The sequence below is a fragment of the Rossellomorea vietnamensis genome (genome assembly GCF_025398035.1).
Taxonomy (GTDB): domain Bacteria; phylum Bacillota; class Bacilli; order Bacillales; family Bacillaceae_B; genus Rossellomorea; species Rossellomorea vietnamensis_B.
The window spans coordinates 1,165,900-1,192,155 of sequence record NZ_CP104558.1; the positions used below are offsets into that span (position 1 = coordinate 1,165,900).

General features: G+C 42.3%; 28 protein-coding genes and 2 riboswitches. Of the genes, 6 read left to right on the forward strand and 22 right to left on the reverse strand.

Annotated elements, in window-relative coordinates; translation table 11 throughout:
• Positions 1-43 precede the first annotated feature (43 nt).
• The 9 genes from N5C46_RS06005 to N5C46_RS06045 form a co-directional block, all read right to left on the reverse strand.
• Positions 44-826, reverse strand: a complete 783-nt coding sequence (locus tag N5C46_RS06005; RefSeq protein WP_261751298.1) for an ABC transporter permease — start codon at positions 824-826, stop codon at positions 44-46.
• A gap of 18 nt (positions 827-844) precedes the next feature.
• Entirely contained in the window at positions 845-1,459 is a 615-nt protein-coding gene (locus N5C46_RS06010) for an ABC transporter ATP-binding protein (protein WP_261751299.1), read from the reverse strand.
• A gap of 92 nt (positions 1,460-1,551) precedes the next feature.
• The gene (locus N5C46_RS06015) at positions 1,552-2,808 is read right to left on the reverse strand and encodes a hypothetical protein (protein ID WP_261751300.1); all 1,257 of its coding nucleotides are present in this window, start codon (positions 2,806-2,808) and stop codon (positions 1,552-1,554) included.
• Positions 2,778-3,971, reverse strand: a complete 1,194-nt coding sequence (locus N5C46_RS06020; RefSeq protein ID WP_261751301.1) for a DUF58 domain-containing protein — start codon at positions 3,969-3,971, stop codon at positions 2,778-2,780. Before N5C46_RS06020 ends, N5C46_RS06015 begins: the two co-directional genes overlap by 31 nt.
• Positions 3,971-4,909, reverse strand: coding sequence for an AAA family ATPase (locus N5C46_RS06025; protein ID WP_261751302.1), 939 nt, complete (start codon positions 4,907-4,909; stop codon positions 3,971-3,973). The genes N5C46_RS06020 and N5C46_RS06025 overlap by 1 nt, the downstream gene beginning before the upstream one ends.
• 148 nt (positions 4,910-5,057) lie before the next feature.
• Entirely contained in the window at positions 5,058-5,804 is a 747-nt protein-coding gene (locus N5C46_RS06030) for an SDR family NAD(P)-dependent oxidoreductase (protein WP_420720438.1), read from the reverse strand.
• Positions 5,805-5,938: 134 nt separating this feature from the next.
• The gene (locus N5C46_RS06035; RefSeq protein ID WP_261751304.1) at positions 5,939-6,118 is read right to left on the reverse strand and encodes an aspartyl-phosphate phosphatase Spo0E family protein; all 180 of its coding nucleotides are present in this window, start codon (positions 6,116-6,118) and stop codon (positions 5,939-5,941) included.
• 98 nt (positions 6,119-6,216) lie between these two features.
• On the reverse strand, positions 6,217-6,807 hold the full coding sequence (locus tag N5C46_RS06040; protein WP_261751305.1) for a cell wall hydrolase: 591 nt from the start codon (positions 6,805-6,807) through the stop codon (positions 6,217-6,219).
• Positions 6,808-7,001: 194 nt separating this feature from the next.
• Positions 7,002-7,196: a hypothetical protein gene (locus N5C46_RS06045; RefSeq protein WP_034756172.1), complete on the reverse strand. Its 195-nt coding sequence runs from the start codon at positions 7,194-7,196 to the stop codon at positions 7,002-7,004.
• A 166-nt stretch (positions 7,197-7,362) separates the two neighbouring features.
• On the opposite strand from N5C46_RS06045, the gene N5C46_RS06050 reads away from it, so the two are divergent.
• The gene (locus tag N5C46_RS06050) at positions 7,363-7,542 is read left to right on the forward strand and encodes a YkvS family protein (RefSeq protein WP_044337597.1); all 180 of its coding nucleotides are present in this window, start codon (positions 7,363-7,365) and stop codon (positions 7,540-7,542) included.
• A gap of 134 nt (positions 7,543-7,676) precedes the next feature.
• Positions 7,677-9,062 (forward strand): DUF2254 domain-containing protein, encoded by a 1,386-nt coding sequence (locus N5C46_RS06055; protein WP_261751306.1) that lies wholly within the window; start codon positions 7,677-7,679, stop codon positions 9,060-9,062.
• Between the two features lie 41 nt (positions 9,063-9,103).
• On the opposite strand, the gene N5C46_RS06060 is transcribed toward N5C46_RS06055, so the two are convergent.
• From N5C46_RS06060 to N5C46_RS06105, 10 genes are all read right to left on the reverse strand, one after another.
• Positions 9,104-9,223 carry a DUF6254 family protein gene (locus N5C46_RS06060; RefSeq protein WP_219169248.1) on the reverse strand — a complete coding sequence of 40 codons (120 nt, stop codon included), beginning with the start codon at positions 9,221-9,223 and terminating at the stop codon, positions 9,104-9,106.
• A 70-nt stretch (positions 9,224-9,293) separates the two neighbouring features.
• Positions 9,294-10,325 carry a YkvI family membrane protein gene (locus tag N5C46_RS06065; RefSeq protein WP_261751307.1) on the reverse strand — a complete coding sequence of 344 codons (1,032 nt, stop codon included), beginning with the start codon at positions 10,323-10,325 and terminating at the stop codon, positions 9,294-9,296.
• Between the two features lie 124 nt (positions 10,326-10,449).
• Positions 10,450-12,144 (reverse strand): M3 family oligoendopeptidase, encoded by a 1,695-nt coding sequence (locus tag N5C46_RS06070; RefSeq protein WP_261751308.1) that lies wholly within the window; start codon positions 12,142-12,144, stop codon positions 10,450-10,452.
• 145 nt (positions 12,145-12,289) lie between these two features.
• Positions 12,290-12,748 (reverse strand): MarR family winged helix-turn-helix transcriptional regulator, encoded by a 459-nt coding sequence (locus tag N5C46_RS06075; protein WP_420720439.1) that lies wholly within the window; start codon positions 12,746-12,748, stop codon positions 12,290-12,292.
• Between the two features lie 233 nt (positions 12,749-12,981).
• Positions 12,982-13,227: an aspartyl-phosphate phosphatase Spo0E family protein gene (locus tag N5C46_RS06080; RefSeq protein WP_261751310.1), complete on the reverse strand. Its 246-nt coding sequence runs from the start codon at positions 13,225-13,227 to the stop codon at positions 12,982-12,984.
• Between the two features lie 204 nt (positions 13,228-13,431).
• The gene (locus tag N5C46_RS06085; protein WP_261751311.1) at positions 13,432-13,944 is read right to left on the reverse strand and encodes a 1,2-dihydroxy-3-keto-5-methylthiopentene dioxygenase; all 513 of its coding nucleotides are present in this window, start codon (positions 13,942-13,944) and stop codon (positions 13,432-13,434) included.
• The gene (locus tag N5C46_RS06090; protein ID WP_261751312.1) at positions 13,941-14,588 is read right to left on the reverse strand and encodes a methylthioribulose 1-phosphate dehydratase; all 648 of its coding nucleotides are present in this window, start codon (positions 14,586-14,588) and stop codon (positions 13,941-13,943) included. The genes N5C46_RS06085 and N5C46_RS06090 overlap by 4 nt, the downstream gene beginning before the upstream one ends.
• Complete coding sequence (locus N5C46_RS06095; protein WP_261751313.1) at positions 14,585-15,244, reverse strand: 2-hydroxy-3-keto-5-methylthiopentenyl-1-phosphate phosphatase; 660 nt, start codon at positions 15,242-15,244, stop codon at positions 14,585-14,587. Before N5C46_RS06095 ends, N5C46_RS06090 begins: the two co-directional genes overlap by 4 nt.
• Positions 15,244-16,452 (reverse strand): 2,3-diketo-5-methylthiopentyl-1-phosphate enolase, encoded by a 1,209-nt coding sequence (locus N5C46_RS06100; protein ID WP_261751314.1) that lies wholly within the window; start codon positions 16,450-16,452, stop codon positions 15,244-15,246. The genes N5C46_RS06095 and N5C46_RS06100 overlap by 1 nt, the downstream gene beginning before the upstream one ends.
• A gap of 99 nt (positions 16,453-16,551) precedes the next feature.
• Positions 16,552-16,654, reverse strand: a riboswitch (SAM riboswitch).
• 48 nt (positions 16,655-16,702) lie between these two features.
• Positions 16,703-17,887 (reverse strand): pyridoxal phosphate-dependent aminotransferase, encoded by a 1,185-nt coding sequence (locus N5C46_RS06105; protein ID WP_261751315.1) that lies wholly within the window; start codon positions 17,885-17,887, stop codon positions 16,703-16,705.
• A 121-nt stretch (positions 17,888-18,008) separates the two neighbouring features.
• On the opposite strand from N5C46_RS06105, the gene N5C46_RS06110 reads away from it, so the two are divergent.
• From N5C46_RS06110 to mtnA, 3 genes are all read left to right on the forward strand, one after another.
• Positions 18,009-18,791 (forward strand): carbon-nitrogen family hydrolase, encoded by a 783-nt coding sequence (locus N5C46_RS06110; protein WP_261751316.1) that lies wholly within the window; start codon positions 18,009-18,011, stop codon positions 18,789-18,791.
• A 95-nt stretch (positions 18,792-18,886) separates the two neighbouring features.
• Positions 18,887-19,042, forward strand: a riboswitch (SAM riboswitch).
• A gap of 118 nt (positions 19,043-19,160) precedes the next feature.
• The gene (gene mtnK / locus N5C46_RS06115; protein ID WP_261751317.1) at positions 19,161-20,345 is read left to right on the forward strand and encodes an S-methyl-5-thioribose kinase; all 1,185 of its coding nucleotides are present in this window, start codon (positions 19,161-19,163) and stop codon (positions 20,343-20,345) included.
• Between the two features lie 15 nt (positions 20,346-20,360).
• A complete protein-coding gene (mtnA, locus tag N5C46_RS06120) occupies positions 20,361-21,413 on the forward strand; it encodes an S-methyl-5-thioribose-1-phosphate isomerase (protein WP_261751318.1) in 1,053 nt (350 codons plus the stop codon).
• Between the two features lie 42 nt (positions 21,414-21,455).
• Here mtnA and N5C46_RS06125 read toward each other — a convergent pair whose 3' ends face one another.
• The 3 genes from N5C46_RS06125 to N5C46_RS06135 form a co-directional block, all read right to left on the reverse strand.
• Entirely contained in the window at positions 21,456-22,049 is a 594-nt protein-coding gene (locus N5C46_RS06125; RefSeq protein ID WP_261751319.1) for a DUF2087 domain-containing protein, read from the reverse strand.
• 159 nt (positions 22,050-22,208) lie between these two features.
• A complete protein-coding gene (locus N5C46_RS06130) occupies positions 22,209-22,664 on the reverse strand; it encodes a methylated-DNA--[protein]-cysteine S-methyltransferase (protein ID WP_261751320.1) in 456 nt (151 codons plus the stop codon).
• A 14-nt stretch (positions 22,665-22,678) separates the two neighbouring features.
• Complete coding sequence (locus tag N5C46_RS06135; protein WP_261751321.1) at positions 22,679-24,832, reverse strand: PAS domain S-box protein; 2,154 nt, start codon at positions 24,830-24,832, stop codon at positions 22,679-22,681.
• 169 nt (positions 24,833-25,001) lie between these two features.
• On the opposite strand from N5C46_RS06135, the gene N5C46_RS06140 reads away from it, so the two are divergent.
• Positions 25,002-26,027: an acyltransferase family protein gene (locus N5C46_RS06140; protein WP_261751322.1), complete on the forward strand. Its 1,026-nt coding sequence runs from the start codon at positions 25,002-25,004 to the stop codon at positions 26,025-26,027.
• The last annotated feature ends 229 nt before the right edge of the window (positions 26,028-26,256 follow it).

The window sequence follows — 26,256 nt, forward strand, 5'->3', positions numbered from 1 at the left end:
CTCTAGCATATGCCGTGGAAACTAGATTAGAACGGGGAAGCCGTCAAATGTTCAATTGGGCATCCTTTGTAAATAGTCGCTTATATGCCAGTAAAATAAACATGACGACAGTCAATGCAACGCTTCCGACAATACCTAACAGAATGGCAATCTGATATTCAATGGCCACCAGGGGGCTTACTCCTGAAAGAATTTGCCCAGTCATCATCCCAGGAAGAAAAATGATACCCATCCCAAGCATATTATTCAGAGTGGGAAGGATGGCAGAATCAAATGCATTATCCAAATACGTCTTAGAGGCTGCTTTAGGGGTTGCCCCCAGCATCAAAGCTCCTTCTACTTTTTCCCTCTGTTCTATCAATCCCCCGAGGAGGGTGTTGATTCCAAGCGTTATGCCCGTCATCGCGTTCCCCACAATCATCCCTGCAATCGGAATGAAATATCTTGGTTCATACCATGGGGAGAAATGGATGACGACCATATTGAAATAAAACAAGCTGATCAGCGTACCTGCGCATAATGAGATCGCTGCGATGCCTTTCAACTTTCGATCCATTTCATATTTAACCTGCTTGAATATATTCCTGACCGCAAATACTTCCATTACGACTATGATACTCAAGGTTAGCCAAGGGCTCGGATGATCAAAAATATATGTAAGGATGTAGCCAGCGATAATCAATTGAATGGTCATCCGGAGAGAAGCGAGTATGATCTGTTTTTCCCTCGATATCCCCCTCCATTTCACGATAAATAACAAGAGAAGGACAAAGGCATACGCCGCAATGAATCTCCATAATTCTATGTCGATAATTCCTTTTTCCAATCTTTACACCTCCATCTGCTATTTTCTGATCGTAATGATTTCTTCGCCGTACTCTTCGGCCACATTTGTCGAATGGGTCACCATGATGATGGTCCCTCCATGCCCATTTGCACACGTAATAAAACTTTTCATCACTTCAATCTCTGTTTCTTCGTCAAGAGCCGACGTAGGTTCATCCAATAAATAAACAGCAGGCTTCATTACTAACACCCTGCCGAGGGATAATCGCTGGCGCTCACCGCCAGACAACTGTTCTGCACGAGCATCCAGTGGTTTATCCAGCTTGACAATGGTCAAAATCTTCAATAGTTCCTCCCGGCTAGCCAGGGGCTTTTCTGAAAAGACAAGTCCCTTCTGAAGATTTTCTTCCACTGTGTCTCCAAACAGAAGAGGGGTTTGAGAAATCATGACAGCTTCCCTCCTATGCTTCACAGGCTCCACACTTTCCAGGGAATTCCCTTTATAACGGATTTCGCCCCTATCTGGTATGTTCATTTTATTCAACAATTTCAATAGAGTAGATTTCCCGGCACCGCTTTCCCCAACAAGGCAGGTCGTCCTGTGTTCGGAAATGTCCATCTCCTTAATATGTAAAATATCTTTATAATGCACATCTCTTAATTCATACAACATATAACGCCCTCCTCATCTTTATCATACCCCACCAAGAAAAATATAAAGAAGCTAATGCTTACATTAATGACTCATGTAAGCATTAGCTTCTTCTATTGATCTTCCCGTTCTTTCAATTCACCAATATGATGTTCAATCTGATTTGTGAAGTAATCGACTTCTTGCTGACTTGGAACGGATTGACCGTATCTGATGCGTTCATATAGAGAGAAAAAACGTTCAGATTCACTGAGCCCGATCCGATTGAACCATAATTGAACGTTCTCATTCTGTTGTCTTCCCGCTCCCCACCTGTGAGCTTCCCCTTCGAGCTTCTCCATGGATAGCCGGATTACGTCCCTTGCTTTTGAATACGAAATTCGATCCCTATCATCCTCCTCGACATGGGGTACGATCTTTTGAGTCATCATCGTTGGAGAATTTTCTGCCTCTCTTGCCATGTCAAGGGAGGATTTCCGTTTCTTCACTAAATAAATGATGACTGCTATAACCAATAACCCGAGTAGGACCTCATTCACCCAGGAAAATGATAATCCCTGGGTAAGTTCATAATCGGGAGTTTCTCCTAAATCCTGTTTTTGAACTTCACTTCCCTCTCCCTCCTGAGCATCCCTCGTACTCAAGAACATGTCTCTTAATTTTATCAACTGATCATAAATTGGATCCACCAAGAAAGAAAATACCCAAAACACCTTCTCAGCTCCCCAATAGATCCCTTTACTGGCGAGCGAGCTGAATATAGCCAGTATACCGCCTGCCAATGTTACTAATAACCAAAATCCCATTGGTTTCAACAGCACTTTTTTATGGTCGTTTTTCACATCACTGAGCATTCTTTGAATCGGCGTGAGCGTGATGATGATTGAAAGTAAGATGAATAACAGACTGTAGATGATATTCGTATTTCCCAAGTCTCTTATGGAACCTGTCAATAATGAAAACGAAGCGATAAATAAAAAGATCAGGACAGACCCGCTGCTCACTTCGATGGATGCATCGTTACTTTTGGTATAAGACGTGATTCTCCAATGCAAAAAAACGAGTATAGCCAGCATCACCCACCATGCAGCAGAGAAGAAATAGATACTTAATACAAGAGAAATAGCGAGTGCCCCTAACAATAGTTTAAAGATCCAAGGTTTCAATGTGCTTACTATAAGAAATGTCATTATTATGATAAACACCATACAAAGTGCCGGTACGTAGCTGCTTAATAGTGCTTCTTTGGAAAAAAGGAATGTGGTCATTAATAGGGCGAATAAAATATCGATTCCGACATGCAGCCCCATTTTCACCATGAGCATTTGTTTATGTTTGATCAAGAAGGAACTTTCAGCGAACGATTCCATAATGTGACGACTCCTTGTTTTTGTTCTGAATTCAACTTGTAAACTTGGATTTTCTGTTTTTCAATCTTTGTCAATAAAACTTCTTCACGTGCCCCCAGTGCCCCTGCAGTAATAAATACAGAAGGAACCAATTGTCTAAGGTATAAATGCTTCAGAACAATATGGAATGGGATTGTAAACTCATCTGTCGATAGAGTAGAAAGCATTTCCATCCCTCTCTGCCTGTGAACCCTTCCTATTCCGGGCGGAAGATAATAGTAAGGGGTCCCTCCCTGGGATCTCACGTTTAAGACAAGGGAGAAAGTGATATTTTGTTCTACCGCAAGCCTCATCATATAGGAGGCATATTGAATGATTTCTTCGAGCTGGTTTGTGATGGCATAGCGATCAGATAGATTGATGGCGATCATCCACTCTTTTTGGGTAGCTGGTGCATAGATCTTCGTTTGAAGGCTGCCGGTTCTGGCAGTTGCCTTCCAGTGAACATCCTGAAAGCGGTCTCCTTGGATGTAATCCCTTGTCCCTATCTGATGAAAGACATCATGAAATAATGAATGTTGGATGGGGACGTCCCCCTGTTTCCATGTAAGCTTTTGTTCGGCCATTTTCACTGGAGAATCTGAAGGAAATACGATAATGGTGGACGGGACATTATCAAGTAAATCCAAAAGTACTTTACCACTTCCGAATAAGTGGGGGATTTCCAGCTGCATATTGGTAATCTTGCATAATCCCCTTCTTTTTCCCATAACAGGTATGGAGATGCTCCCTTCCTCATTTTTACGGATGGAGAATGGGATGGACACTTCAATTTTGTCCTCCACCCCTGACGAGTAGGGGTGCATAGTGGGGATGACGATATCTTTAAATGTGATTTTCAACGTCGCACCCCAAATGGACATGCCTTTATTTTGAAGTTGAAATTCCCACTTTTGCTCCTCATCGCAATGGAGCCTAATCCTCTTCGTGGTCCTTCCAATGCTGATGCCTTCACCAATTTTCATTAGATACCATTGATGGACCCTGAAATAGAGGATCATCAACAAAAAAATACCCAACCCTACATAGGAATGTACATAAAAGCTTGCTGCCCCAACGATGACAAGCAGGACCAGAGTCAAGGATATATAGGGATCTTCGACAATGTCACGTTTCCAATTCACTAAGCTTGCCTCGCTTCTACAGGAGTAACCGACATTTCTACAATTTGCTCGATCACTTCTTCAGCCGTTCTCGTTAAGGATGACTCGATCGTTAATTGGATCCGGTGTTGGAGAACATATGAGGCAACGGCTACAATATCCTGCGGTCTCACAAAATCCCTGCCTTCGAGGAATGCTTGAGCCTGAGAGGCCTTGAGGAGTGCGAGGCTCGCTCGTGGGCTTGCACCTACCTCCACCCATTCATGTTCCCTTGTTCCCCTTGTAATTTGAAGGATATATGTTTCGATATCCTCAGATATATGTACTTCTTTAACTTGGCGGGTCAATGATTGTAACTCATCAAGACTTAACACTTTGTTGACTGTATTTAATGGTTCAGATGATTTAAAGCGATTTAATATTCCTCTCTCCTCTTCAAAATCAGGATACGTAAACGGAATCTTCAACAAAAATCGGTCCAGCTGTGCAGCTGGCAGTGGAAATGTTCCCTGCTGGGATTCAATCGGGTTCTGAGTGGCGACCACGATAAACGGGGGCTCTAATGGGACGGTTTCCCCGTCTATGGTGATTTGTTTTTCTTCCATTACTTCGAGTAAACTCGCCTGTGTTCTAGGAGTGGCCCTGTTAATCTCATCTGCCAAGAGGACATTCGTGACCACGGGTCCTGTCCTTAATTCGAATTCCTGTGTTTTCGGATTGAAAAACTGTATACCTGTCACATCACTCGGTAATACATCCGGTGTGAATTGGATCCTTTTAAATGCTCCATCGATACAGTGACTGAAAGTTTTGGCGAGCAAAGTCTTTCCTGTACCCGGGACACTTTCCAATAGAACATGTCCTTCTTGAAGTAATGCAATTAACAACAGGTCGATTTCCTTGTCCTTCCCCACTAGCACTTTATTCATCTCTCTCTTGATTGAATCCAATCGATTCATTCTTTTTCCCCCTCATTGACTGTATTAATTAAATTTTCTAAATATATTATTTTTTTATTCTATCATAACTTGTTGTTAAATTATCCCTTTTCCTAAAAAAAAACGAACCACTTCACCAGGATAGGTGAAGTGGTTCGTTTTTTTACCGTTAATGTTCATAAATCATCTTCCTTGTCATTCCCCCATCAATCACGATGTTTTCACCTGTGATGAAATCATTATCGGGGTGGGCAAGGAATAAGCATGCCCTAGCAATATCTCCAGGTTTCCCCACCCTGCCGGAAGGGTGCTGACTGTGGTCGATGTCTCTCAAGGTGTCATAATCTTCCGTTTGAATCCATCCGGGACTGATGGAATTGACACGGATCCCCACTTCGCTCAAAGTAATGGCCAGGGAATGAGTGAGGCTCACAATGCCTCCTTTTGTCGCTGAATAGGCTTCAGTATCCGGTTCAGACATAGAAGCTCTTGTTGAGGCCATATTTATGATGCATCCTCCCTTCTCCTTCATTAATGAAGCCGCTTCCCTGCTGCAGTAAAATACGCTGCTTAAGTTTGATGATAGAATGCTGTTCCAGTCGTCAGGTTCCATCTCCCAGAAGGACATGAATCTGGAGACACCTGCATTATTTATCAGAACGTCCAGCACCCCATGATCTTCTTTTATTTTATTGAAGACGCCTTTCACCTCATCGGGGACACCGACATCTGCTTGATGGAATCGTGTGTTATACCCCTCTGCATTAAGCCTATAGGAATGTTCTCTCCCCTTTTCCAGGTCCTTATCCATGAATTCAACCATGGCGCCCTCTCTGGCAAATTCTTCAACCAGGGTTTTCCCTATACCGCTTGCTCCCCCTGTAATACATACAATTTTGCTCTTCATTCTCTTCATCTCCCATTAAATGTTTATACAGAAGGATACCCTTCGCCCTGAAAGTTCAATCTCTTTTAATAGAAAAGGGTTAACCCGATTGGAATTCTCCTTTTAAAATAAGAGAGATTTCCTAGGGTTAACCCTTTACTAAATTATTGAATCATTTTATTATGAGTTGTTTTTTCAGTATCATTTCGCTGATGAATATTGATCAAGGCATCCAGCTCTTTACTCAGTTGAATGGTAGTGGGACTGTCCAGCCCTAGACGAAGGCCTGACTCTATCATTTTCCACCTTACCAACTCAATTCGAGCAACAATTGTCCCATTCATCAACATCACCTCTTTTTCTTTTCTCTATTTTACTATTAATCCCACATAGAGGAAAGAAAAAAGATATCCGAACGCTCATTTATTATTTACGACTCTTCTTATTTTGCGAAACGGTGTTTCCCAATTGTCAGCAAGGTGTCCCTGCTTGTGATCCAGTCACTTGTAGATGTCACTGGATTATAGAAAAAGAGTGATCCCTTTCCTTGGCCTCTGAATGCCAGGGCTTCCTGGACCGCGTCCCTTGCTTCCTGTGAAGGCGCCTGGTTGATTTGTCCATTTTGTACAGGCGAAAAGGCATAATGTCCATTTGAAACTTGATAGATTACACTTTTGATAGTGTCAGGGAACTCAGTAGAGTCCACTCTGTTCAATACGACGGTTGCAACTGCGACTTTACCTGCATATGGCTCACCTTTTGCTTCTGCATGTACAAGCTGTGCAAGCAGCTCCCGATCTTCGGTTGTCACGTTATTCTCAGGGATCTTGATGGTTTGACCCGGTTGGATTTCATTGGATTTCAGATTATTTGCTTCCTTTAATTGAATGACGGATACAGATTTCTCTTTACCGATATCCCAAAGGGACTCACCTTTTTCTACAGTGTGTTCTCCCCCTGCAGCAAATGTTTGAGTAGAGAACGTAACAAAAGAAAGTGCTGCAATTCCTAAAATAAAGCTCTTCTTAATCATATTTCTACCTCCCAAATAGCGTTCCCTCATAAGATAACAATGAATGGGGAGAATTTCAGCAGGTAATGGTTACCACCAATGGTTCATGCTTCAATACTAAATGAAGAAACCCGTTCATATACTGTTTATAGACAACAAGACTCTGATGCTCATATACAAACAAAAAAAGCAGAGGATGATTCCCTCCACTTCGGTTAACTTCTCGGTGTATCAAGGTATTGAAAGAGGATATTCCCACCTTGTTTAGCTATCCCACGGAACTGTTTGAAGTCTTCCTGTTTTACCAGCACAGATCGGAAAGCAAGAAAATCTTCCTTCAATACCATTATTTCCTCTACTTCTCTTGTACGCAATGATTGCAGCTGTTCAAGAATTTCTGTTTCACTCATATACACTACCTCCATCTTCACTGTTTCTATTGTAGTTTCAAAAGGCTACTGAGCTCAAGAGATAAATTTTATATGCAATTTTTAGAAAACTCTTTACCTTTTCATGACTTTGCGTCAAAATATTAGTAATTGTTTGTAGAATTTTGCCAAAAAGGAGCGGCTTTTGATGAAAAAAGCAGAAATCGGGAATGTCATTGAATTTAGAGAAGGATTAAAAGGAATCGTTGAGAAAGTGAATGAAAATTCAGTAATCGTCGATTTAACTTATATGAAGAATTATCGAGACCTTGAATTAGAAGAAAAGACGGTGGTGAATCATAAAAACTATAAGATTGTAGAGGCATAATCCTTAATATATATTTCTTATAAGGGGGAGGACACCCTCCTCCTTTTTTGATGTAGTACCAACATAGAAAGGTTTACGGCGGCAGCTTTGGGGTTATTCTGATAGCATACTGTCTCGTAAGGTGGAACCCTGTTATGAACCTGAATATACATATATTGAATAAAGCGCAAAAAAGCTTTTGGTTTGTGCCATTTTTATTCTCGCTGATCTCATTAATTCTTTCTCTTCTCACCTTTTATTTTGATTGGTGGTTAAGTCAGCATAACTATCCCATATTTCCAAAGGTTTTGTTCTCTAATTTCAACTTATCCATGACCATCATCAGTACGATCGCGTCATCCATCATGACGATGACGACCATTACCTTTTCAACAATCATGGTTGTCCTCACGACTTTTCTATCCCAGTATTCACCGAGGACCTTACAGAATTTCATCAATGACCGCCCGACTCAGCGGGTGCTTGCCATCTTCGTATCCGGTGTGGTCTACTGTATAACCCTGCTGGTCCTCCTCCAGGATGAATCAGGTCAGGAATTATATATTTCCTCGACTTTTGCCGGCATAGTGGCCGTTATTTGTTTATTTGTCTTCGTTTATTTCGTCCACCATGTTTCCAACTGGGTGAAGGTAAGTAATTTAATCCATAACATCACCATTAAAACAAATAAAAAAATTGATAATAGCTACCTATATAGAAGAAATGCCATTCAAGAGGAACCATCCACATTCAATGACTCCTTCTTTAAGGAAACGGAGCCGACCAATGTGTTCAGTGAAGAATCCGGATATCTGCAACAGATTGATATCGAAGGGATGATTAAAAAGGCCAAAAAGGACAAGAGTATTGTACGGATGGTGAAGACACCCGGCGAATACTTACTTGAGGGGACCCCCGTGATGACGATTTGGACAACGAATGAAGACATTGACGCAGAAGACTACCTGGGTTATCTGGTATTGGGTCCAGATAAAGAGCCCATGGAAGACATTGAACTCGGCATCCGGAAGCTTGTAGAAATAGCCTTAAGGGCCATTTCACCAGCCATCAATGACCCTAATACAGCCAAGAACTGCATTGAAGAAATCGGGATCATCCTGTCAAAGCTCGCTAAACATAAGCTTCCAAGCTCTTATTTGACAGATGACGAAAACCAGCTGCGTATCATTTTAGAACAGCCGACCTTTGTCGATTATTTATACAAAAGCTTTTATCAATTAAGGCATTACGGTAAACAAGACGTATCCATCATTGCAGAAATCCTCCGTTCCCTGAGAATGATTGGTGAAAATAACAGCAGTGAAACACAGCGGCTGGTCTGGACATTCAAAAATTATATACTTGAAGGCATCGACTATGACAGCCTTCAGGACCTTGATATGCAGTACATCATGAGACATTTGGACGAACTCGCAGCAGCTTGTGGCATAGACGATTGGGACAAGGATGAAGTCAGAAATAAATACTTCCCCGAGCAATACAAAACCGATGACTCTTATCATCATAAAAAAGACTTATAACCAAATGAAAAAACGGATGCCACTTAGCATCCGTTTTCCTTTTATTGCTTTTCTTTCTTTCCTTCTGAGAGCTCCTTGAATGAAGAAACTTTTCCGTGAGGATGCTGCTCCTCTTTTCTTACATTCCACTGTCTTTCTTTTTCATGTTTGGACTGTGTCATGTTTGTCACTCCTTTTGATTTACTCTCTATTAACATGAGCAGCAGAACCATTTTTTACTCTTTTTGAACATTATTTATTTGGTTTCATCCAGAGAAGGATAATGAATATCAAACTCATATAGCCAAATAGAGGATACAAGTAGGACAGGAGTTCACTGTACTCAAAGAAGCTCAAAGAATAAATCATCAGGAAAATCCCGGTAAAAGTCCATAAAGATGAGCCTTTCCAATAGCTTCCGAGCTGTTTTTCCAGCCCGAATACGCCACCGATGACAGAAGTGAAAATCTCACCATAAATAATGAGGATATAAATAAAGTAGAAGCCTGATACGAATGACTTCATCACCACGGCCATGGGAATCTGATACTCGGTTACATTCGGGATCATGACCAGCGTGATATGACTGGAGATCAAAATGAGTGTAAGAAAAAATCCGCCAAGATATCCCCCATATTTAATGGTTTCCCGATCTTTCACTTCTCCTGCAACAGGAACGAGAACAGCCTGTGCCATGGCGAGATTGAAGGCAACATATGAAAATGGGGCCACGACCGATTTCCATCCATCTTCCGCATGAGGGATCATGAGGAATGCTTCCATAAAATCCGCATGGCGAACAGAATACACCATCAGGAACAGATTGAAGACAATCATAAGAGGAACGACAAACGTATTCACAGCAAATAAGCCCTTCATCCCTACCATCATCGTTAAAAAACCCAATGCGATGGTCAACAGAATGCCTAACTGCTTGGATAATAGGAGCTGCTCCTGAAAAACGGCCCCTGCCCCTGAAAGCATGACGGCTGATACTCCGATGAGCATGATCATCATGACGATATTCATGACCTTTGAAAACCATTTGCCAAATAAATATTCATTGAATTCCTCGAATGACTTCGCTTTAATATCATGGGATTTAAGCATGATCTTGGTTCCCATCGTAATAAATAAATATCCACTTAGTAATATGGCAATAAACCCGACGAAACCAAACCGGGTGAAAAACTCGACAATTTCCCTTCCAGTGGCAAATCCGGCTCCTATGACAGTTCCTACATATACTGCTGCAATCTGAAACGATCCAGCCATCCTTTTCATCCCATCACCTCTGACACCTTCTACTTCACCTTATGTACAAGCATGGGAAATCAGAAGCAAAAGAACATAATTCTTTGATTAAACAAAAAAAGCAACCGCATAAAATGCGGCTGCCCAGTTTCATTTATAGGGTTGTATCGTCGATTCCATTTAACCACTGTCTGATTGGTTCGATTACTTTTTCGACCGTTCCCTCCTGGAATGGAGAGTCCAGATGGGCCGCTTCCACGAGTGCTGTGAATGAACGGCTTCCTCCCAGTTTACAAAGGGCGACATAGTCACTCCAGGCCCCTTCACGATCCTCATTCATTTTCTTCCAAAATTGAAAAGCACAGATCTGAGCTAACGTATAATCGATATAGTAGAATGGTGAATTGTAAATATGGGACTGCCTCTGCCAGAACCCTCCATTTTCCAAATACGACACTCCATCATAGTCTTTGTGCGGGAGATACTCTTTCTCGATCTTTCTCCACGCTGCGTTCCGTTCAGCAGGTGTGGCTTCAGGATTCTCATACACAAAATGTTGGAATTCATCAACCGCTACACCGTAAGGGAGGAACTGAAGCGCCTCACTCAAATGAGAGAATTGATACTTATCCGTATCTTCTTTAAAGAAATAATTCATCCATGGCCAAGTGAAGAATTCCATGCTCATGGAATGGATCTCACACGCTTCGTAGGTTGGCCAAATGTATTCCGGGATATCGAATCCACGGCTTGAATATACTTGGAAGGCGTGGCCCGCTTCATGTGTCAATACATCGATATCGCCAGACGTCCCATTGAAATTCGAGAAGATATATGGCGCTTCATGCCCAGCAATATATGTGCAATATCCTCCTCCCGCTTTCCCCTTCTTCGCCTCTAAATCCATGAGGTTGCGTTCGATCATGAAATCAAAAAATTCCTTTGTCTCAGGTGATAACTCTTCATACATTTTCTTACCATTGTCAATGATCCACTGAGGGTCTCCTTTAGGGGATGCATTGCCTGATGTGAATTTGAATCCTTCATCATAAAACTTCATGGAGTCGATCCCAATCCGCTTCCCCTGTCTTTCTTTCAGCTCGGTGGATAGAGGGACGATATGCTCCTTCACCTGATCACGGAACGTTTTTACCATATCAGGTGTATAATCCGTTCTCGTCATGCGATAATACCCTAACTCAACAAAGTTCTTATAACCTAAAGTAGTCGCTATGGTATGACGGACTTTTACTAACTCATCGAATAAACGATCTAATTCTTCCTGATTTTCTTCAAAGAAAGAAACGGTGGCAAACGCTGCCTCTTTCCTTGTCCCGCGATTCACGGATTGTGTAAAGGGACCCATTTGGGCCAATGTTCTCTCTTCGCCTTCAAACGGGATCTTGGCAGAAGCCATCAGTTTCGTATATTGGGAAGACAGCTTATTTTCTTTTTGAAGCAGAGTGATAATTTCGGGGGAGAACGTCTTGATTTCACTCTCTGCCAGAGAAAATAACTGTGTTCCCCACTTATCTTCCAATTCCTTACGATAGGGGGAATTCACCAGTTCCTGATAATATTCTGTCACCATGCCGGAAACCTCAGGCATCATGTCATCAATATACTCCTGCTCTTCTTTGTAAAAGCTATCATTTGTATCGATGGAGTGCCTGATATAGCAAATATTCTGCATAGTGTCGATGGTAAGTCGGATTTCATTGATTTCCTTGATCGCTTCCATCTGTTCCGTAACATTTGAAGCTGCTTTAAACTTCTGAAGCACCTTTTCGAATGCCGGCTTAATCTCTTCCAGATTTGGTCTTTCATATGTATATTCTTCAAACTTCATACTTTGTGCCTCCTCTTAAATTCATCCCGATTATAGGTATTCGACTTCATAGCCGGAATCTCCTGTTGATATAGGGATCAAATTCAATATAATCTCCCAAAAATAAAAAGCCCCGTCTATAATAGACAGGGCAGATTGATGTGGCCTAGTAGGACAGATCTTTAATGGATAGTCCAAGCTTTTTCAGCATTTGAATGGTTTCTTCCTTCTCGTCGGTAGACAGCGCAGACATCAATTCGTGTATCCGGTTCTCATGGTTCGGGAAAATATCATCGATCAACGCTTTGCCATTTTCAGTAATCTGGGCGTAAGTCACCCGACGATCCTTGGGACAGGCAACACGTTTAAGATATCCCTTTTTTTCAAGCTTATCGACAACATACGTGATGCTGCCTGAAGCTAGCAGGATCTTTCCTCCAATTTGTTGCAAAGGCTGGTCTCCCTTATGATACAAAAGCTCCAACACGGCAAATTCTGTCGGGTTCAGACCATTTTCTTGAATGTTCTTATTTATCTCTTCATTTAAAGCTTTAAAAGCTCTGGAGAGGACAATGAAAAGTTTCAACGACTGTTTTGTATCTTGTTTTTCGGTCATGGCATTCATTCCTTTAAAGAATATATCTCAGTTTCAAAATATTATACAAATATATCTGCTCATTGTCAACTGTCAGAGTCTTTTTGCAGAAGGAAAAAGCAAAGGACGGCCCGCTATCGGCGAACCGTCCTTTACCTTTGAAAAAACGACAAATTAGTTTTGTTCGTATGATGTGAATGTGGAATTGTACGGAGATTCTTTCTCTCATATGTCTGAATGATGAGGGAATTCCTGGTGAGTGGTCAAGAAGCAGTGCGTTTCAATAAACTCTTAATGTATTGCCCTAATTCGCTTGATGATTCGTGCACTGGCTCTGATCCACCATTATTTGTGCACTTTTCATAGTCGTTCAACAGCTGATCCAATTGCTGGCTGCATTTGATTGTCTCCTCAGCACATAATCCTAAATTCACTCCCATTGATACCATTTCCGAGCGCTTGTGGTTGATTTTCAATAATAGCCACTTCTGTTTTAATAAACGACCCATTTCTACTAAACTCCTTTTTTATCTCCTAGTCTTTTTATAGTAAAATCATTACTTGAGCATTATCGCAAGTATTATCAGAAAAGTAAATAGATTCGCAAAACAAGACAAAATAACTAGTATTATTGCTGAATTAGACATTTTTCGCCAAACGTGCAAAAAAAAGATAGACAAAAGAAGCGACTCTTTGTCTATCCTGATGGATGATTAATAGATTGGTACCCAGCCTTCCTGGGTGACAAAAATGCGGACGGCTACCACCTGCTTATCATCGCTTAAAGTAAAATAGTGGCGGATGTTTTCAGGAACGGAAATTAAGTCACCCGGATTCAGATGCACCTCAAAGAAATCCCCGTCCTTTCCTTGAATGACGAAAACGCCATGTCCATTCACTATAAATCGTACCTCATCATCCGTATGATGATGCTCCTGTTGGAAATTCTTTAATAGCTCTTCAAGATTTGGTGTGCTTTCGGAAAGGGAAATCACATCCCTTGCCTGATACCCCCTGCGGGCTGAGATATCTTCAATCTCCTCTTTAAAGGTGGAGAGAATGGCCTCTTTATCCTCATCGGTTAAAGCGTATCGGTCCCTTAATGATTCGTCCAGTTTATCCATGTTCCAATGTTCGTAGATAACCCCTTGGTCATTTAAATAATTTACTACCTCTTCCTGGTGCTCTATGATCTGATTTTTCCCCTGAATGTGTATCGTTGTCATAATTTGACTCCTCCCTTGGAAATAGATTTTGTGGTTGTTAATGATAATAATGTAAGGTGGTACTGGAACAGAAACTCACACGCTTCCAATAGTTTCTTAGCTTCAAACCCTGTACGTCCCCAAACGGTAATTCCATGATTGCGAATAAGTACGGCCCCTTTATCTTCTTTAATGTATGGGAGGAAGGAATCCGCCAAGGTTGGAATATGCGCATGATTATGGATGATGGGAATCGAGATGGAGTCATGTTCATCCCATTTGTCCCAGGCTTTAATCAGTTCCTGGTTTCTGAATGTGATGACACCTTCATCCCCATACAGTTCACTGATCACATTGTTGGCAACAGTATGGACATGTAAGCTGCATCCCGCTGAACTCCCATTGAATATGTGACTGTGGAGAAGGGTTTCGGCTGAGGGACGCAGTTGGGTTTCCTCCAAGGCCTCACCTTGTGCATTCACAAGGAGGAAGTCCTCTTTCGTGTGCTTTCGCTTATCCTTTCCACTTGCCGTAACCAGGAATGATACAGGCGATGATCCCACACGTATCGCCAGATTCCCACTGGTTCCCATAAACCAGTCCCTGTCTGCCAATTCTCTTTTGATATCAGCGAGCTCTTCCCATTCGGCTTGATACGACTTCATATTGTCACTCCTTTTTCTATCACATTTATGCAATCGTGAAATGTTTCAAAAGGATGGTACGGGATTCCCTTTTCTTCACACGTACGTGCCAGATAGTCCCTTGCGAGTACTGTATCGCCAAGCTTCGCCATCTCGATGTCTGTAACAGAGTCCCCTATTACAATCACCTCATGATTTTCCAGGGATAATGCCCTCAGGATGGAAGGCTTACAGCATCCACAACCTTTGTTTTCACAGTGCACGTCACATGGATACGGCCAATGAATGGTTATGGTCGAATCATTAAAGATCGCTTCGTTACAATATACAGCCTTAAAAGGCCCGAATTCTTTCAGTAACGGGTGAACAAAGAAGTCTATTCCCCCACTCACGATATACAGGGGAATCTCATTGACTTTTGTATAGTCCACGAATTCCTTGAACCCTTCACGTATAACCGCTGTTTCCATCAAATACTGGATCATCTCGTCTTTCTGTGAAGAAGGAATGAAGGAGAACAACTTGCTTACCCCTTCTTTAATCGAGACCGACTGGTTTAAAATGTCCTCTTTTATAGGCTCCCATTCTGGTGGGGCAAAGGCTTTCATCAAAGAAATGATATTATCTGTTTCTGTGATCGTCCCATCGAAATCACAGAATATCACTGGATGACTCATTACACCTTTACCTCCCCTCCCCATAGGGACAGGGCTTTCTTCAGTTCTTCATGGGTTTCGGCTGCTTCCTGGAGTGACCTTCCGTTTAAAACAGCATCGATCGCTTGACGGAATGCCCTTCCTCCCCCACTTGCACCGTCCGGGTGACCGTGAATGCCTCCTCCGGCATTAATGACACAATCTGTCCCGAAATCTTTTACCAAAAGTGGTACAAGTGCCGGGTGTATGCCTGCTGATGGAACTGGCAAGGTTCTCTTCAAATGGTCGTCATGCTTCGTTAATTCATGGCTTATGGATAGGACGTTGCCCTTCTCTAGTGCCACACTTCCATACGGAGATGGAAATAGTGAAAAGTCAGCTCCGGCCATTCTCAATAATTTACCCAACCATAAAGAGTAGCTCACCCCATATACTGGAGATGCTGCAACAGCCCCGGCAAAGGCAGGATGAGCCATGATCGGCAATGAAATCGCAGGGTCCTCTCTCAATTCCTGCAGAACATCGAGACCGTATGAAAATACATTGAATAAAAGAGCGTCTGCCCCAAGCTCCCTGGCTTTTCTTGCCTTGTCCCGTAACTGTGAGGTTTTCCCTGTCAGATTTACGGCATACAAGGTTCTACTACCCGTTTCTTCAAAGACGTCGTGCAACACTTTTTTTCCTAATCTCACTCTTTCAAAAAATGGAGTCAAGGAATTATCAAATAATATTTCATCATCTTTTACGACATTGACTCCGCCGAGGGCCTGAGCTCTTAACTGATTTTCAAGGAAAGTGAGATCCCTGCCAATCACCCCTTTGAATATGCTCATTAACAGCGGTCGACCATGAACCCCTGTTAATTGCCTGATGCCCTCTATCCCAAAACGCGGACCGGGAAATGACTTTTTTAAGTCTTCTGAGAACTCCAGATCCAGTAATTTCACTTCACCATCGAGAGAAAGCTTGCCGAATACCGTTGTAAGGATAGCCGGGATATCATTGGAATAATTATGACCGGGATACCCTATCTTCACCTCACCCCATGGACCTTCCTCCTTCTCTTCCACTGAAACGACTCTTCCCTTGTATTTTCTCAATTGTTCCTGCTCCAGCAGCGGCAGGTCCGTCCATGATCCGACCGTGAGTCCCAAAGCAATCCCTTCTGCCTTTTTCTCGAAGGAACCACTCTTTCCCTTAATTCGATATGTTGCGATCACTTCACCCATCCGTATTACCTCCCTATGTAAAAGCACTTTTTCCGTGTCTTGATATCATCCAAACAAAAAAACCTCTTCCAGATAAGAAGAGGTTTACATTCGGCACTCTTCTTATCTGTCAGCTGTAAAGCTGCAAGAATTAGCACCGTGCTTAAATAAGTCGGTTGCCGGGCTTCATCGGGCTGGTCCCTCCGCCTGCTCTTGATAAGAATTTCATTATATTAATTCAGTTGGATTATTGCACCAATTTCAACATATGTCAATCCCTTTTGTGAAATAATTCTAAACTTTCTATACGGGAAATCGCCTCTTTTATCCGTTCATTTGTCGTTAAAAGACCGACCCGTACATACCCTTCTCCATATTCGCCAAATCCTACACCTGGAGCAACGGCCACTTTGACTTTTTCAAGTAAATAGGTTGAGAACTCAACAGATGTGAATCCTTCCGGCACCTTTAGCCAGGCAAAGAAAGAACCTTGAGGAGCTTTTACATCCCACCCAATTCCCTGTAGACCCGAGATCAGGAGATGTCTCCGTTCTTCATATGTGGCAACCAGTTCGGTTACGCAATCCTGGGAACTCAATAAAGCCGTAGTGGCTGCTTCTTGAACCGCTCCGAACAGGCTTACGTAAAGGTGATCCTGGAGGAGATTGATCGCTTCAATGACACTTTTATTCCCAACGGCAAAACCGACTCTCCAGCCTGCCATATTATAGGTCTTCGATAATGTATATATCTCAATCCCGACATCCTTGGCACCATCCGTCTCAAGAAAGCTCACAGGCTTCTGTCCATCGAAACCGATCGCCCCATAAGCAAAGTCATGCACCACACAAATGTCATGCTTTGACGCAAGTTCCACAGTATCCTCGAAAAAGGATATTGTTGCGGTTGCACCCGTTGGATTATTGGGGTAGTTAAGGAACATTAATTTCGCCCTTTCCCATTCTTCACGGGAATGGACACGATAATCCGGGAGAAACCCATTTTCCTCTTTCAACGGCATCTTGATCATACTGGCTTCTGCCAATGCGACCCCCGATACATAGTCCGGATAACCGGGATCCGGGACAAATACCCCATCCCCGGGGTTCAATAAACATTGAGGAATCTCCACTAATCCTGCTTTTCCTCCGAAGAGAACCGCTACTTCGGTTTCGGGATCTACTTCTACTCCGTATTCCCGCAAATAGAAAGCTGCAATCGCCTCTTTAAAGCTCGATAAACCGCGAAACGGAGGATATTTATGATTAGAAGAGGATTGAGCCGCTTCTGTTAATTTTTCCACAATATGTGGGGGGGTCGGCTGATCCGGATTTCCCTGCCCCAAATTAATGACATCATGCCCCTCATTCACAACCGCATTCACAGTTCCTGCAAGGGAAGCGAAAAATTGTTCCGGTAATGATTCCAATCGTTTTGCTTTTTCAAAGTGTTTCATCCATTCACCCACTCATTTTTTTGAAAATTAATTACTTTCAAATTCTAGTCACAAATGATATAACGGAACATAAAGAATGTAAAGGAATAAATGACAAAAAGTACATAACGAGGTGATGGTAATGATTCAAAAGGTTGGTCTCGCCCAGATGGATATTATGTTTGGGAATCCTGAAGAAAACAAGTTGAAAGTGGAACAGTGGGTCAAAAAAGCAAAGGAAGAGGGATGCGGTACCGTCGTCCTTCCAGAGCTGTGGACGACAGGTTATGATCTTACACGGATAGATGAAATCGCAGATAAAGAAGCCGAAGACTCTTCCTCCTTCCTGACTTCCCTTTCAAAAAAATATTCCATTCATATCGTTGGTGGTTCTGTTGCCAATAAATCAAATGACGGGGTAAGAAATACACTTTTGGTGGCGGATGCTAATGGGGCGTTGGTGAAACGGTATTCAAAGCTTCACTTATTCAAACTAATGAATGAACATCATTATTTACTTCCTGGACAGGAAGACGGGTCGTTCTCTCTTGATGATACGATGATGGCAGGACTCATTTGTTACGATATCCGTTTCCCTGAATGGTTCAGGAAACATGTGATGATGGGAGCGAAGATTGTCTTTGTGGTGGCTGAATGGCCGGCTGCAAGAATAGATCACTGGCAGACCCTCTTAAGGGCACGTGCGATTGAAAATCAATGCTTTGTGATTGCATGCAACCGTGTGGGGAGTGACCCAGACAATGAATTTGGCGGCTCCTCCCTTATCATCGATCCGTGGGGGGAAATCCTTGCCAAAGGAACCCAAAGTGAACAGTTGGTCGCTGCTGAAATCAATTTGCAGGAAGTGGAAAAGGTCCGTAAACAAATTCCGATCTTTCAAGACCGGAGACCAAATTTTTATTAGAAAATATTAAAAAACCGTTGACATGGAAAATACTTCAATGGTACCATTCAATTCAAATGAACATTCAGAATTTTAATTAAATAAGATATACGCAACTCTTATCAAGAGCTGGCTGAGGGATTTGGCCCTATGAAGCCCAGCAACCGACCATAATACCGTTGTAAAACGGGGCGCTGTATGCGCCGGATGATCAATCCAGTAAGGCACGGTGCTAATTCCAACAGAAAGATCATCTTTCTGGGAGATAAGAGGCGAAGAAGATGACTCTTCAAGCCTCTTTCGAACATGGAAAGAGGCTTTTCTTATGCCGCGGAAAAGCCTCCCTAACACCTTTTCTTTTAGAAGGGTGCACTAAAAGGAGGAACGAAAATGGCAATCACTAAGCTCAATACGTATCAACCACTGACGGAACAGTCGGCCATCTCTATGGCAGTGAATGTAGGAATCTTTGAAGACGGTTCACTTTTAACTTGTGAAGAAATCGGAGATGGAAACCTTAATCTCGTTTTTCATGTCGTTGAAAGGGATTCAGGTAAAGGAATCATCATCAAGCAAGCCCTCCCCTATGCAAAGGTTGTAGGTGAAAGCTGGCCACTTACCATCGAACGGGCAAGGATTGAAGCGGGTGCCTTAAACCTTCAGCGATCATTTGTAGGCGATCTCGTACCGGAAGTGTATCATTCTGATCCATCCCTTGCCGTCACGGTGATGGAGGATTTAAGCAGCCTCACCATCGCACGTGCCGGCCTGATCAATGGGAATAAGTACCCCCGGTTATCAGATGACATTGGTACATTTCTTGCAAATACACTGTATTTCACATCTGATTATGCCCTTCATCCATTTAGGAAAAAGGAGTATGTGAAGGAATTTTCCAATCCTGAGCTATGCAAAATCACAGAGGACCTGGTATTCACGGATCCTTTCTTCAACAGTGAAACAAATGAGTTTGAGGAGGAATTATCCGGGGATGTGCAGCAATTATGGGATGATTTCACTGTAAAGCTCGAGGTGGCGAAGCTTAAAAAGAGTTTCCTTACCGAAGGGGAAGCCCTGCTTCATGGAGACCTCCACACGGGCAGTATCTTTGTGGATGACCAACACACAAAAGTCATTGACCCGGAATTTGCTTTTTATGGGCCGATCGGTTTCGATATCGGTCAGTTTATTGCAAACCTTATTTTCCAAGTGATTGCGAGTCCAGGTGAAAAGGAACCCATCCTACACCATATCGAAAATACTTGGAACGTCTTCTCAGCTACGTTCTCCAAACATTGGAAGGAAAGTGGTGACGCCTATACGAAGGTGAATGGGTACCTTGAGTATGTATTGGAGAAGAGTTTTCAGGACAGCATCGGGTTTGCAGGATGCGAGTGCATAAGAAGGACGATCGGTCTTGCACATGTGGATGACCTCGAGAGCATCGAAGATAAAGAACAAAGATTAAAGGCCAAGCGGGCATGCCTTAACCTTGGAAAAAAGCTGATTGTAAATCGGAAACACATTCTTTCCATTGAAGAGCTTCTGACTTTAGTACGGTCATATTCTGAATAATTAAAGGAGATACTCATGACACATACACCGACCATTCCAACTTCACTCGAGTGGCATGAAGATCATTTACTGATTCTTAATCAACAAAAGCTGCCGAACACTGTGGAATATTTGACGCTAACGAACATTACAGACTATTACAACGCCATCGTCTCTCTCAAAGTGAGAGGTGCACCGGCAATAGGGATCACAGCCGCCTATGGATTGGCACATGCTGCTTCCCATTATGAAACAGACAATCTAACAGAATTCACTCACCTATTCAGGAGGGATAAAGATTACCTAGCCGATTCAAGACCGACAGCAGTCAACCTGGTCTGGGCATTGAATCGGTTGGAACAAGTTCTGGCCCATGCACAATCCGTTAATGAAGCCAAGACCAATCTGCTTCATTCAGCCATCCAGATCCATACGGAGGATGAAGAAGTATGCAGGATGATCGGTGAATACGCATTGGATGTATTGGATGACAAGAGGAGGATCATGACCATCTGTAATGCGGGATCCATTGCCACGAGTAAATATGGAACGGCACTTGCTCCCTTTCACTTAGGCAGGGAAAGGGGAATAGGGTTTCAAGTATTCGCCTGTGAAACACGCCCCGTCCTTCAGGGCGCACGACTCACTGCCTGGGAGCTTCAGCAATCCGGTGTCGACGTGACCCTCATTACTGACAGCATGGCCGCTCATACAATAAAGGAAAAGGGTGTGGAAGCCGTGATCGTAGGAGCCGACCGAATTTCTGCCAATGGGGATACCGCAAACAAAATCGGAACCTCCATGCTTGCAATCCTATGCCACCATTACCATATACCATTCTACGTGGCTGCCCCTTCTTCGACATTCGACCTCTCCTCAAGAACCGGTGATGATATCCCGATTGAAGAAAGAGGACCAGACGAAATCACGACGATGGGTGGCACTATGATCGCACCCGAACACGTCCATGTTTATAATCCCGCTTTTGATGTGACTTCTCATGAATTGATTTCCGGCATCATCACTGAAAAGGGTGTGCTGTATCCTCATTTTCAAGAAAGCATTCAACAGACTATAAACCTGGCATAATTATGTTGAAAGAGAAGGATGACCATCCTTCTCTTTCCTCTTTTATTCTGATAGTTTTGTAGATGCCCACATTTCCTTTGGATTCACCTCATAAATGCCGTTTTCCCGATACATGAACTGATGGATGATGAACTCTCTCCTCAAGGTGGCGAAATCTTCATGGAATTGCAGGATGTACTCATTCAGCTCTTTTTCCTTATACTTTTCCCCCACCTTCAGACCTTCCACGAGGTGTTCAAGAATGAATAGTTTTTTCTTTTGTTGGGCGGGAATACTTTTGATGCGTCCATTTTTCTCCAGAAAATTGTTCTTCACCTTCTGTTTTTCTTTCACTAACTTCTCTGACATTGTCCTGTCCCCTTTCTCTTCTTGAGCAAACCTGTGCAGAACGTCCCCGTGATGACTTAGTACTTTTTTATTCAAATGGTAGTAAACCGTGTTTTTCTCTTTCCGCGAATAAACAAGATTGCACTCTTTCAGTTTCGTCAAATGATGGGAGATCGTTGGCGCAGTAAGTCCGAGCTTTCCGGCTATGGCCCCTACGTGCAAACTCTCTTCTGCCAATAAGTAAACGATCTTGATGCGGGTCGCGTCCCCCATCGTTTTATGAAACGCGATTTGTTTGCTTAATTGCACCCTTCCACCTCCTATCTATTTAGATTATCATCTAATTAGATAATAATCTAAATAGAGAAAATGAGCAACTGTTATTTTCAGAATTTTCCCCCTGCATGATCGTTTCGTGAACCCAAAATAAAAAACAGGCATTCTCCACATGGAAAATGCCTGTTCCTATTATCTTTCTAATAAGAGTAACGTTTCTTTCTTGTCTATTTGCTTACCTGCATAACCGGTGAGTGTCTTATTTTTCCCAATGACACGGTGGCAAGGGATGATGACGGGAAAACGGTTCGCTTTATTTGCCTGCCCCACAGCCCGGACCGCTTTCGGTCTTTGAATGGCTTGTGCTACATCCTGATATGACCAGGTTTCACCATAGGGTATTTCCTTGAGAATATTCCATACTTCCTTTTGAAACACGGTTCCTTCTATTTTCAATGGAAGATCAAATGTTCTTCTATCACCCCTGAAAAACTCCAGTATCTGTTCCTTTGCTCTATTCAAAATGGGATGATCCGTTTCGATGCACTCTTCTTCTTCAACAAACTGTACAGAAAGCAATTGAGTGGGATCGGCCGTAAGCTTCAAATTCCCAATGGGGCTGTCGATTACAATCGTATGAATGTTCATATTACAGGACTCCTTTATGATTTAGGCAGATAGATATGGAAAACGGTCCCTTCTCCAACGATGCTTTCAACTTGGACGCTGCCTTTATGTTCTTTAATAATCTTAAAGCTTACCATAAGTCCAAGTCCAGTCCCTCTTTCTTTTGTTGTATAAAAAGGTTCGCCGAGCTTCTTGATTTTATCCTTTGAGATTCCGCCTCCCTGGTCTTTAATCTCGATATGGATCAACCCGTCCTCAGTCTCCCCGATGCTGATGGAAATCACCCCTCCATCCGACATGACTTCAATCGCATTCTTAATGACATTGATGAAAACCTGTTTTAACTGGTTGGGTTCAGCTACTATGGTCGGAAGGTCTTCCTGATACCTTTCCTCATACTGAACATTATGCATGACGGCCTGTGCACTCAGTAATTCCACCGTATCCTTCATGATCCTGATTAAATTCGTTTCCTGGTATTGGATCGCCTGAGGTTTGGCCAACACGAGAAACTCCGTGATGATTGACTCAATACGCTGGAATTCAGAAGTGATCACATTAAAATACATTTCATGATCTTTGCCGACGCTGTTCTCAAGCAGTTGGATGAATCCTTTAAGTGCAGTCATCGGGTTTCTGATCTCATGGGCAATCCCTGCGGCAAGCTCCCCTACCACACTTAATGTGTCAGATTTCCTCAGTTGTTCCTGCATTTCGATTTGATCGGTGATGTCACGGATGATGGTCAAGTTCAGGTTAGAGAGCAAATTGTATTTTGACGATAATTCAACATATTGAAGCCTGTCCCTGGAGGATGTCAGCGTTTGTAAAAACGTTGCCTGACCTTCCTCCTTCAATTGATGCAGATAATCCTCATAGGCTTCTTCACCCGGCTCAATATTCAATATTTCGCGTACATCTTTACCTATGAGCTGATCTTTATCCAACTTAATGATGTTACTCACTTCAGGATTCGCATCTACGACGACATAATTGTGATTGGTCAGAAGCAGCCCGTCCAATGAACCTTCGAATATCTTCCGAAACCTTTCCTCACTCTCCCGCAGTTCCTTCTCCATTTGATATCGTTCACTGACATTACGGAATATGGTCATATTATAACCATCAACGGAATGAAGCTTGGACGTGAATTCCAGATGTTTGAGCTGATTGTTCGGCATGAGGAACAACACCTCATCCCTTACAGCCCCGCTTCTATATAACTGTTCCATGACCAAATCAAACTTCTGGCTTTCCAAGGGATAAACGAAGTCCCTGATTTTTTTGGAAAGGAGCTCGGAAAGTGTGCACTCGAATATCTTCAATGCTGAAGAGTTCGCTTTAAGGACCCTTCCGTCTTGATCCCATAGGACAATGGCGTCAATCGCTTCTTCAAACAACCCTTTGAACAATTCCTCATTACGCTTCAGCTGGATCTCCATCTGCCTTTTTTCCGTTACATCTCTGAGAATGGCCATGTGAAGTTTATGATGAACGTATGGACTTGTCGTAAATTCCACGATTGAAATACTTTGTGATTTCTTGATCGGAATTTCACCACGGGCTTTCTTATTTTGAGAAATCAATTCTTTGATTTTATCAACCTTATAATGGGCATTTTCGGGAATGAAGGAACTGATATTCCTTTTGGTGATCTCATCCTTATCGAGACCCACTTGCAAACTGAATGCATGATTCACATCATTGATATTCCCATCAATATCGAATAGCACGATCCCCTCTGAAGCATTCTGGAAGATGTTCGAGAGTAAGTGTACATTTAAATGGTCTTTGCGCTCTTTCTCCTTCAGTTCCGTTACATCCTTAAAGTATAAATAAGCATTAGGTGAAATGGTCGATTTTTTCAGCAAAAGTTCGACGTGGATGATTTTCTTCTCATTTACATTCATCAGGGTTTCGTCTTCCAAGGTTTTTCCCGTTTCCATTACTTCTTTATAGTGGGCCACTATGGGCGCGGGCACGGAAGAGAAAAATGAGCTGAAGAGCTTCCCTACAATATTCTCATCATTTGACTCCAGGGTTTCATATGCTTCGGGGTTGGCATAAACGATTTTCAACTCTTTATTGATCACAAGCATCGGCATGGGTGAAGCTGAGCAAATTTCCCTATCGACGGGATGACATAAATCCCTATTTTGCTCTTCCTTCACATTACTACTATTAGTCATTTCCTCATCCCCCTACTATATTAAAAGACGACCATTGGCTTAAATATTACAGAATCCGCATAGCTCCCCGTACTTCTGGTGATAATTAACAATGAAAATCATGTTTTGCTCATTGTATCCTAGGGTAAGAATGAATTAGGATTAAACTTTTCTAAAAGATGGTGAAGATATGAAACAGCGCGACTATTACTTCGACAATGCCAAATTCATTTTGATCTTTTTAGTGGTATTTGGACATGTCATCAGATCCTATATTGAAAGCGATCCCTTTATCCTTTCATTGTATAAAACGATATACACCTTCCACATGCCGGCCTTCATCCTTGTGGCAGGGTTCTTCGCGAAAGGATTCTATAAAAAGGGATATATCCAGAAACTTGCTAAAAAGTTGATACTTCCCTACATTGTGTTTCAACTGATCTATACGGTGTACTATCATTTTCTTTATCAAAAATCAACATTCGAGGTGGATCCACTTAATCCTCACTGGTCACTGTGGTTCCTTATCAGCCTTTTCTGCTGGAACGCTCTCCTATATGCATTCATCAAATGGTTCAAATTCAAACCTGGAATGGGCTTGACAGTGGCTTTTTCACTTGGACTGCTTGTAGGATTCGCCGATGTTATTTCAAATTATTTAAGCTTGTCCCGAACGTTTGTGTTTTTTCCTATATTCCTGATGGGGTACTACATGGAGAAGGAGCACTTCGAATATTTTAAAACGAGTAAAGCCCGTTTAGTGGCAGGTTCATTATTTGTAATCGTATTTTTAGGGATGTATTTTATACCTGAATTCTCAGATAAATGGCTCCTTGGTTCCAAACCATATGGAGATTTTGAATGGAACAACGTCATCAGCATGGGTGTCAGGGCGGCTGTTTACTTATTAAACGTCGTGATGATCTTCAGCTTTTTCACATTTGTTCCTACAAAAAGACAGTTTTTCACCAAGTGGGGGAAAAACACTCTCTATGTCTACTTACTCCACGGTTTTCTCATTCGGTTATTCCGTGAAAGCCATCTTAAGGACACAATTGACCCTAACACCAGTCTGTTACTGTTACTCGGGGTATCCTTTGTACTGACGATGATATTTTCAACTAAATTCTTTACCAGCATCACACAACCTATCATCGAGTTTAGATCAACCAGGCTGCAGAAACTGCTTTCCAAAAGGGAAATGAAAACAAGATAAACCTCACTAGAAAGGGCTGACCCCATTGTATTCACGGGTCAGTCCCTTTTTCATGATTAACTATTCGCTTTTGATCGAGAATCACCTGGTTCATCATTCAACACAATTTTCAAAAAACGTATATTACCTTATATTATTCGCACCTTTTCCTAAAATTCCTTCTAATAGTTACAATAAATTTAAATTCATTTAAGACAAACATTGAGCTTTATCGCAAGCTTAGATAAAA

Excerpts from the sequence above, each read along its gene's own strand:
- N5C46_RS06030 (WP_420720438.1), bottom strand. The coding sequence starts at position 5,804 with ATGAAGAGAATGAAGAGCAAAATTGTATGTATTACAGGGGGAGCAAGC.
- mtnA (WP_261751318.1), top strand. The coding sequence starts at position 20,361 with ATGACACATACACCGACCATTCCAACTTCACTCGAGTGGCATGAAGAT.
- N5C46_RS06065 (WP_261751307.1), bottom strand. The coding sequence starts at position 10,325 with ATGAAAAGGATGGCTGGATCGTTTCAGATTGCAGCAGTATATGTAGGA.
- N5C46_RS06015 (WP_261751300.1), bottom strand. The coding sequence starts at position 2,808 with ATGGAATCGTTCGCTGAAAGTTCCTTCTTGATCAAACATAAACAAATG.
- N5C46_RS06075 (WP_420720439.1), bottom strand. The coding sequence starts at position 12,748 with ATGAATGCCATGACCGAAAAACAAGATACAAAACAGTCGTTGAAACTT.
- N5C46_RS06045 (WP_034756172.1), bottom strand. The coding sequence starts at position 7,196 with ATGAGTGAAACAGAAATTCTTGAACAGCTGCAATCATTGCGTACAAGA.
- N5C46_RS06100 (WP_261751314.1), bottom strand. The coding sequence starts at position 16,452 with ATGGGTGAAGTGATCGCAACATATCGAATTAAGGGAAAGAGTGGTTCC.
- N5C46_RS06110 (WP_261751316.1), top strand. The coding sequence starts at position 18,009 with ATGATTCAAAAGGTTGGTCTCGCCCAGATGGATATTATGTTTGGGAAT.
- N5C46_RS06050 (WP_044337597.1), top strand. The coding sequence starts at position 7,363 with ATGAAAAAAGCAGAAATCGGGAATGTCATTGAATTTAGAGAAGGATTA.
- mtnK (WP_261751317.1), top strand. The coding sequence starts at position 19,161 with ATGGCAATCACTAAGCTCAATACGTATCAACCACTGACGGAACAGTCG.
- N5C46_RS06040 (WP_261751305.1), bottom strand. The coding sequence starts at position 6,807 with ATGATTAAGAAGAGCTTTATTTTAGGAATTGCAGCACTTTCTTTTGTT.
- N5C46_RS06135 (WP_261751321.1), bottom strand. The coding sequence starts at position 24,832 with ATGACTAATAGTAGTAATGTGAAGGAAGAGCAAAATAGGGATTTATGT.
- N5C46_RS06060 (WP_219169248.1), bottom strand. The coding sequence starts at position 9,223 with ATGACACAGTCCAAACATGAAAAAGAAAGACAGTGGAATGTAAGAAAA.
- N5C46_RS06010 (WP_261751299.1), bottom strand. The coding sequence starts at position 1,459 with ATGTTGTATGAATTAAGAGATGTGCATTATAAAGATATTTTACATATT.
- N5C46_RS06090 (WP_261751312.1), bottom strand. The coding sequence starts at position 14,588 with ATGAAGTCGTATCAAGCCGAATGGGAAGAGCTCGCTGATATCAAAAGA.
- N5C46_RS06025 (WP_261751302.1), bottom strand. The coding sequence starts at position 4,909 with ATGAATCGATTGGATTCAATCAAGAGAGAGATGAATAAAGTGCTAGTG.
- N5C46_RS06035 (WP_261751304.1), bottom strand. The coding sequence starts at position 6,118 with ATGAATGGGACAATTGTTGCTCGAATTGAGTTGGTAAGGTGGAAAATG.
- N5C46_RS06080 (WP_261751310.1), bottom strand. The coding sequence starts at position 13,227 with ATGGGTCGTTTATTAAAACAGAAGTGGCTATTATTGAAAATCAACCAC.
- N5C46_RS06105 (WP_261751315.1), bottom strand. The coding sequence starts at position 17,887 with ATGAAACACTTTGAAAAAGCAAAACGATTGGAATCATTACCGGAACAA.
- N5C46_RS06055 (WP_261751306.1), top strand. The coding sequence starts at position 7,677 with ATGAACCTGAATATACATATATTGAATAAAGCGCAAAAAAGCTTTTGG.
- N5C46_RS06140 (WP_261751322.1), top strand. The coding sequence starts at position 25,002 with ATGAAACAGCGCGACTATTACTTCGACAATGCCAAATTCATTTTGATC.
- N5C46_RS06085 (WP_261751311.1), bottom strand. The coding sequence starts at position 13,944 with ATGACAACGATACACATTCAGGGGAAAAATCAGATCATAGAGCACCAG.
- N5C46_RS06130 (WP_261751320.1), bottom strand. The coding sequence starts at position 22,664 with ATGAACATTCATACGATTGTAATCGACAGCCCCATTGGGAATTTGAAG.
- N5C46_RS06095 (WP_261751313.1), bottom strand. The coding sequence starts at position 15,244 with ATGAGTCATCCAGTGATATTCTGTGATTTCGATGGGACGATCACAGAA.
- N5C46_RS06070 (WP_261751308.1), bottom strand. The coding sequence starts at position 12,144 with ATGAAGTTTGAAGAATATACATATGAAAGACCAAATCTGGAAGAGATT.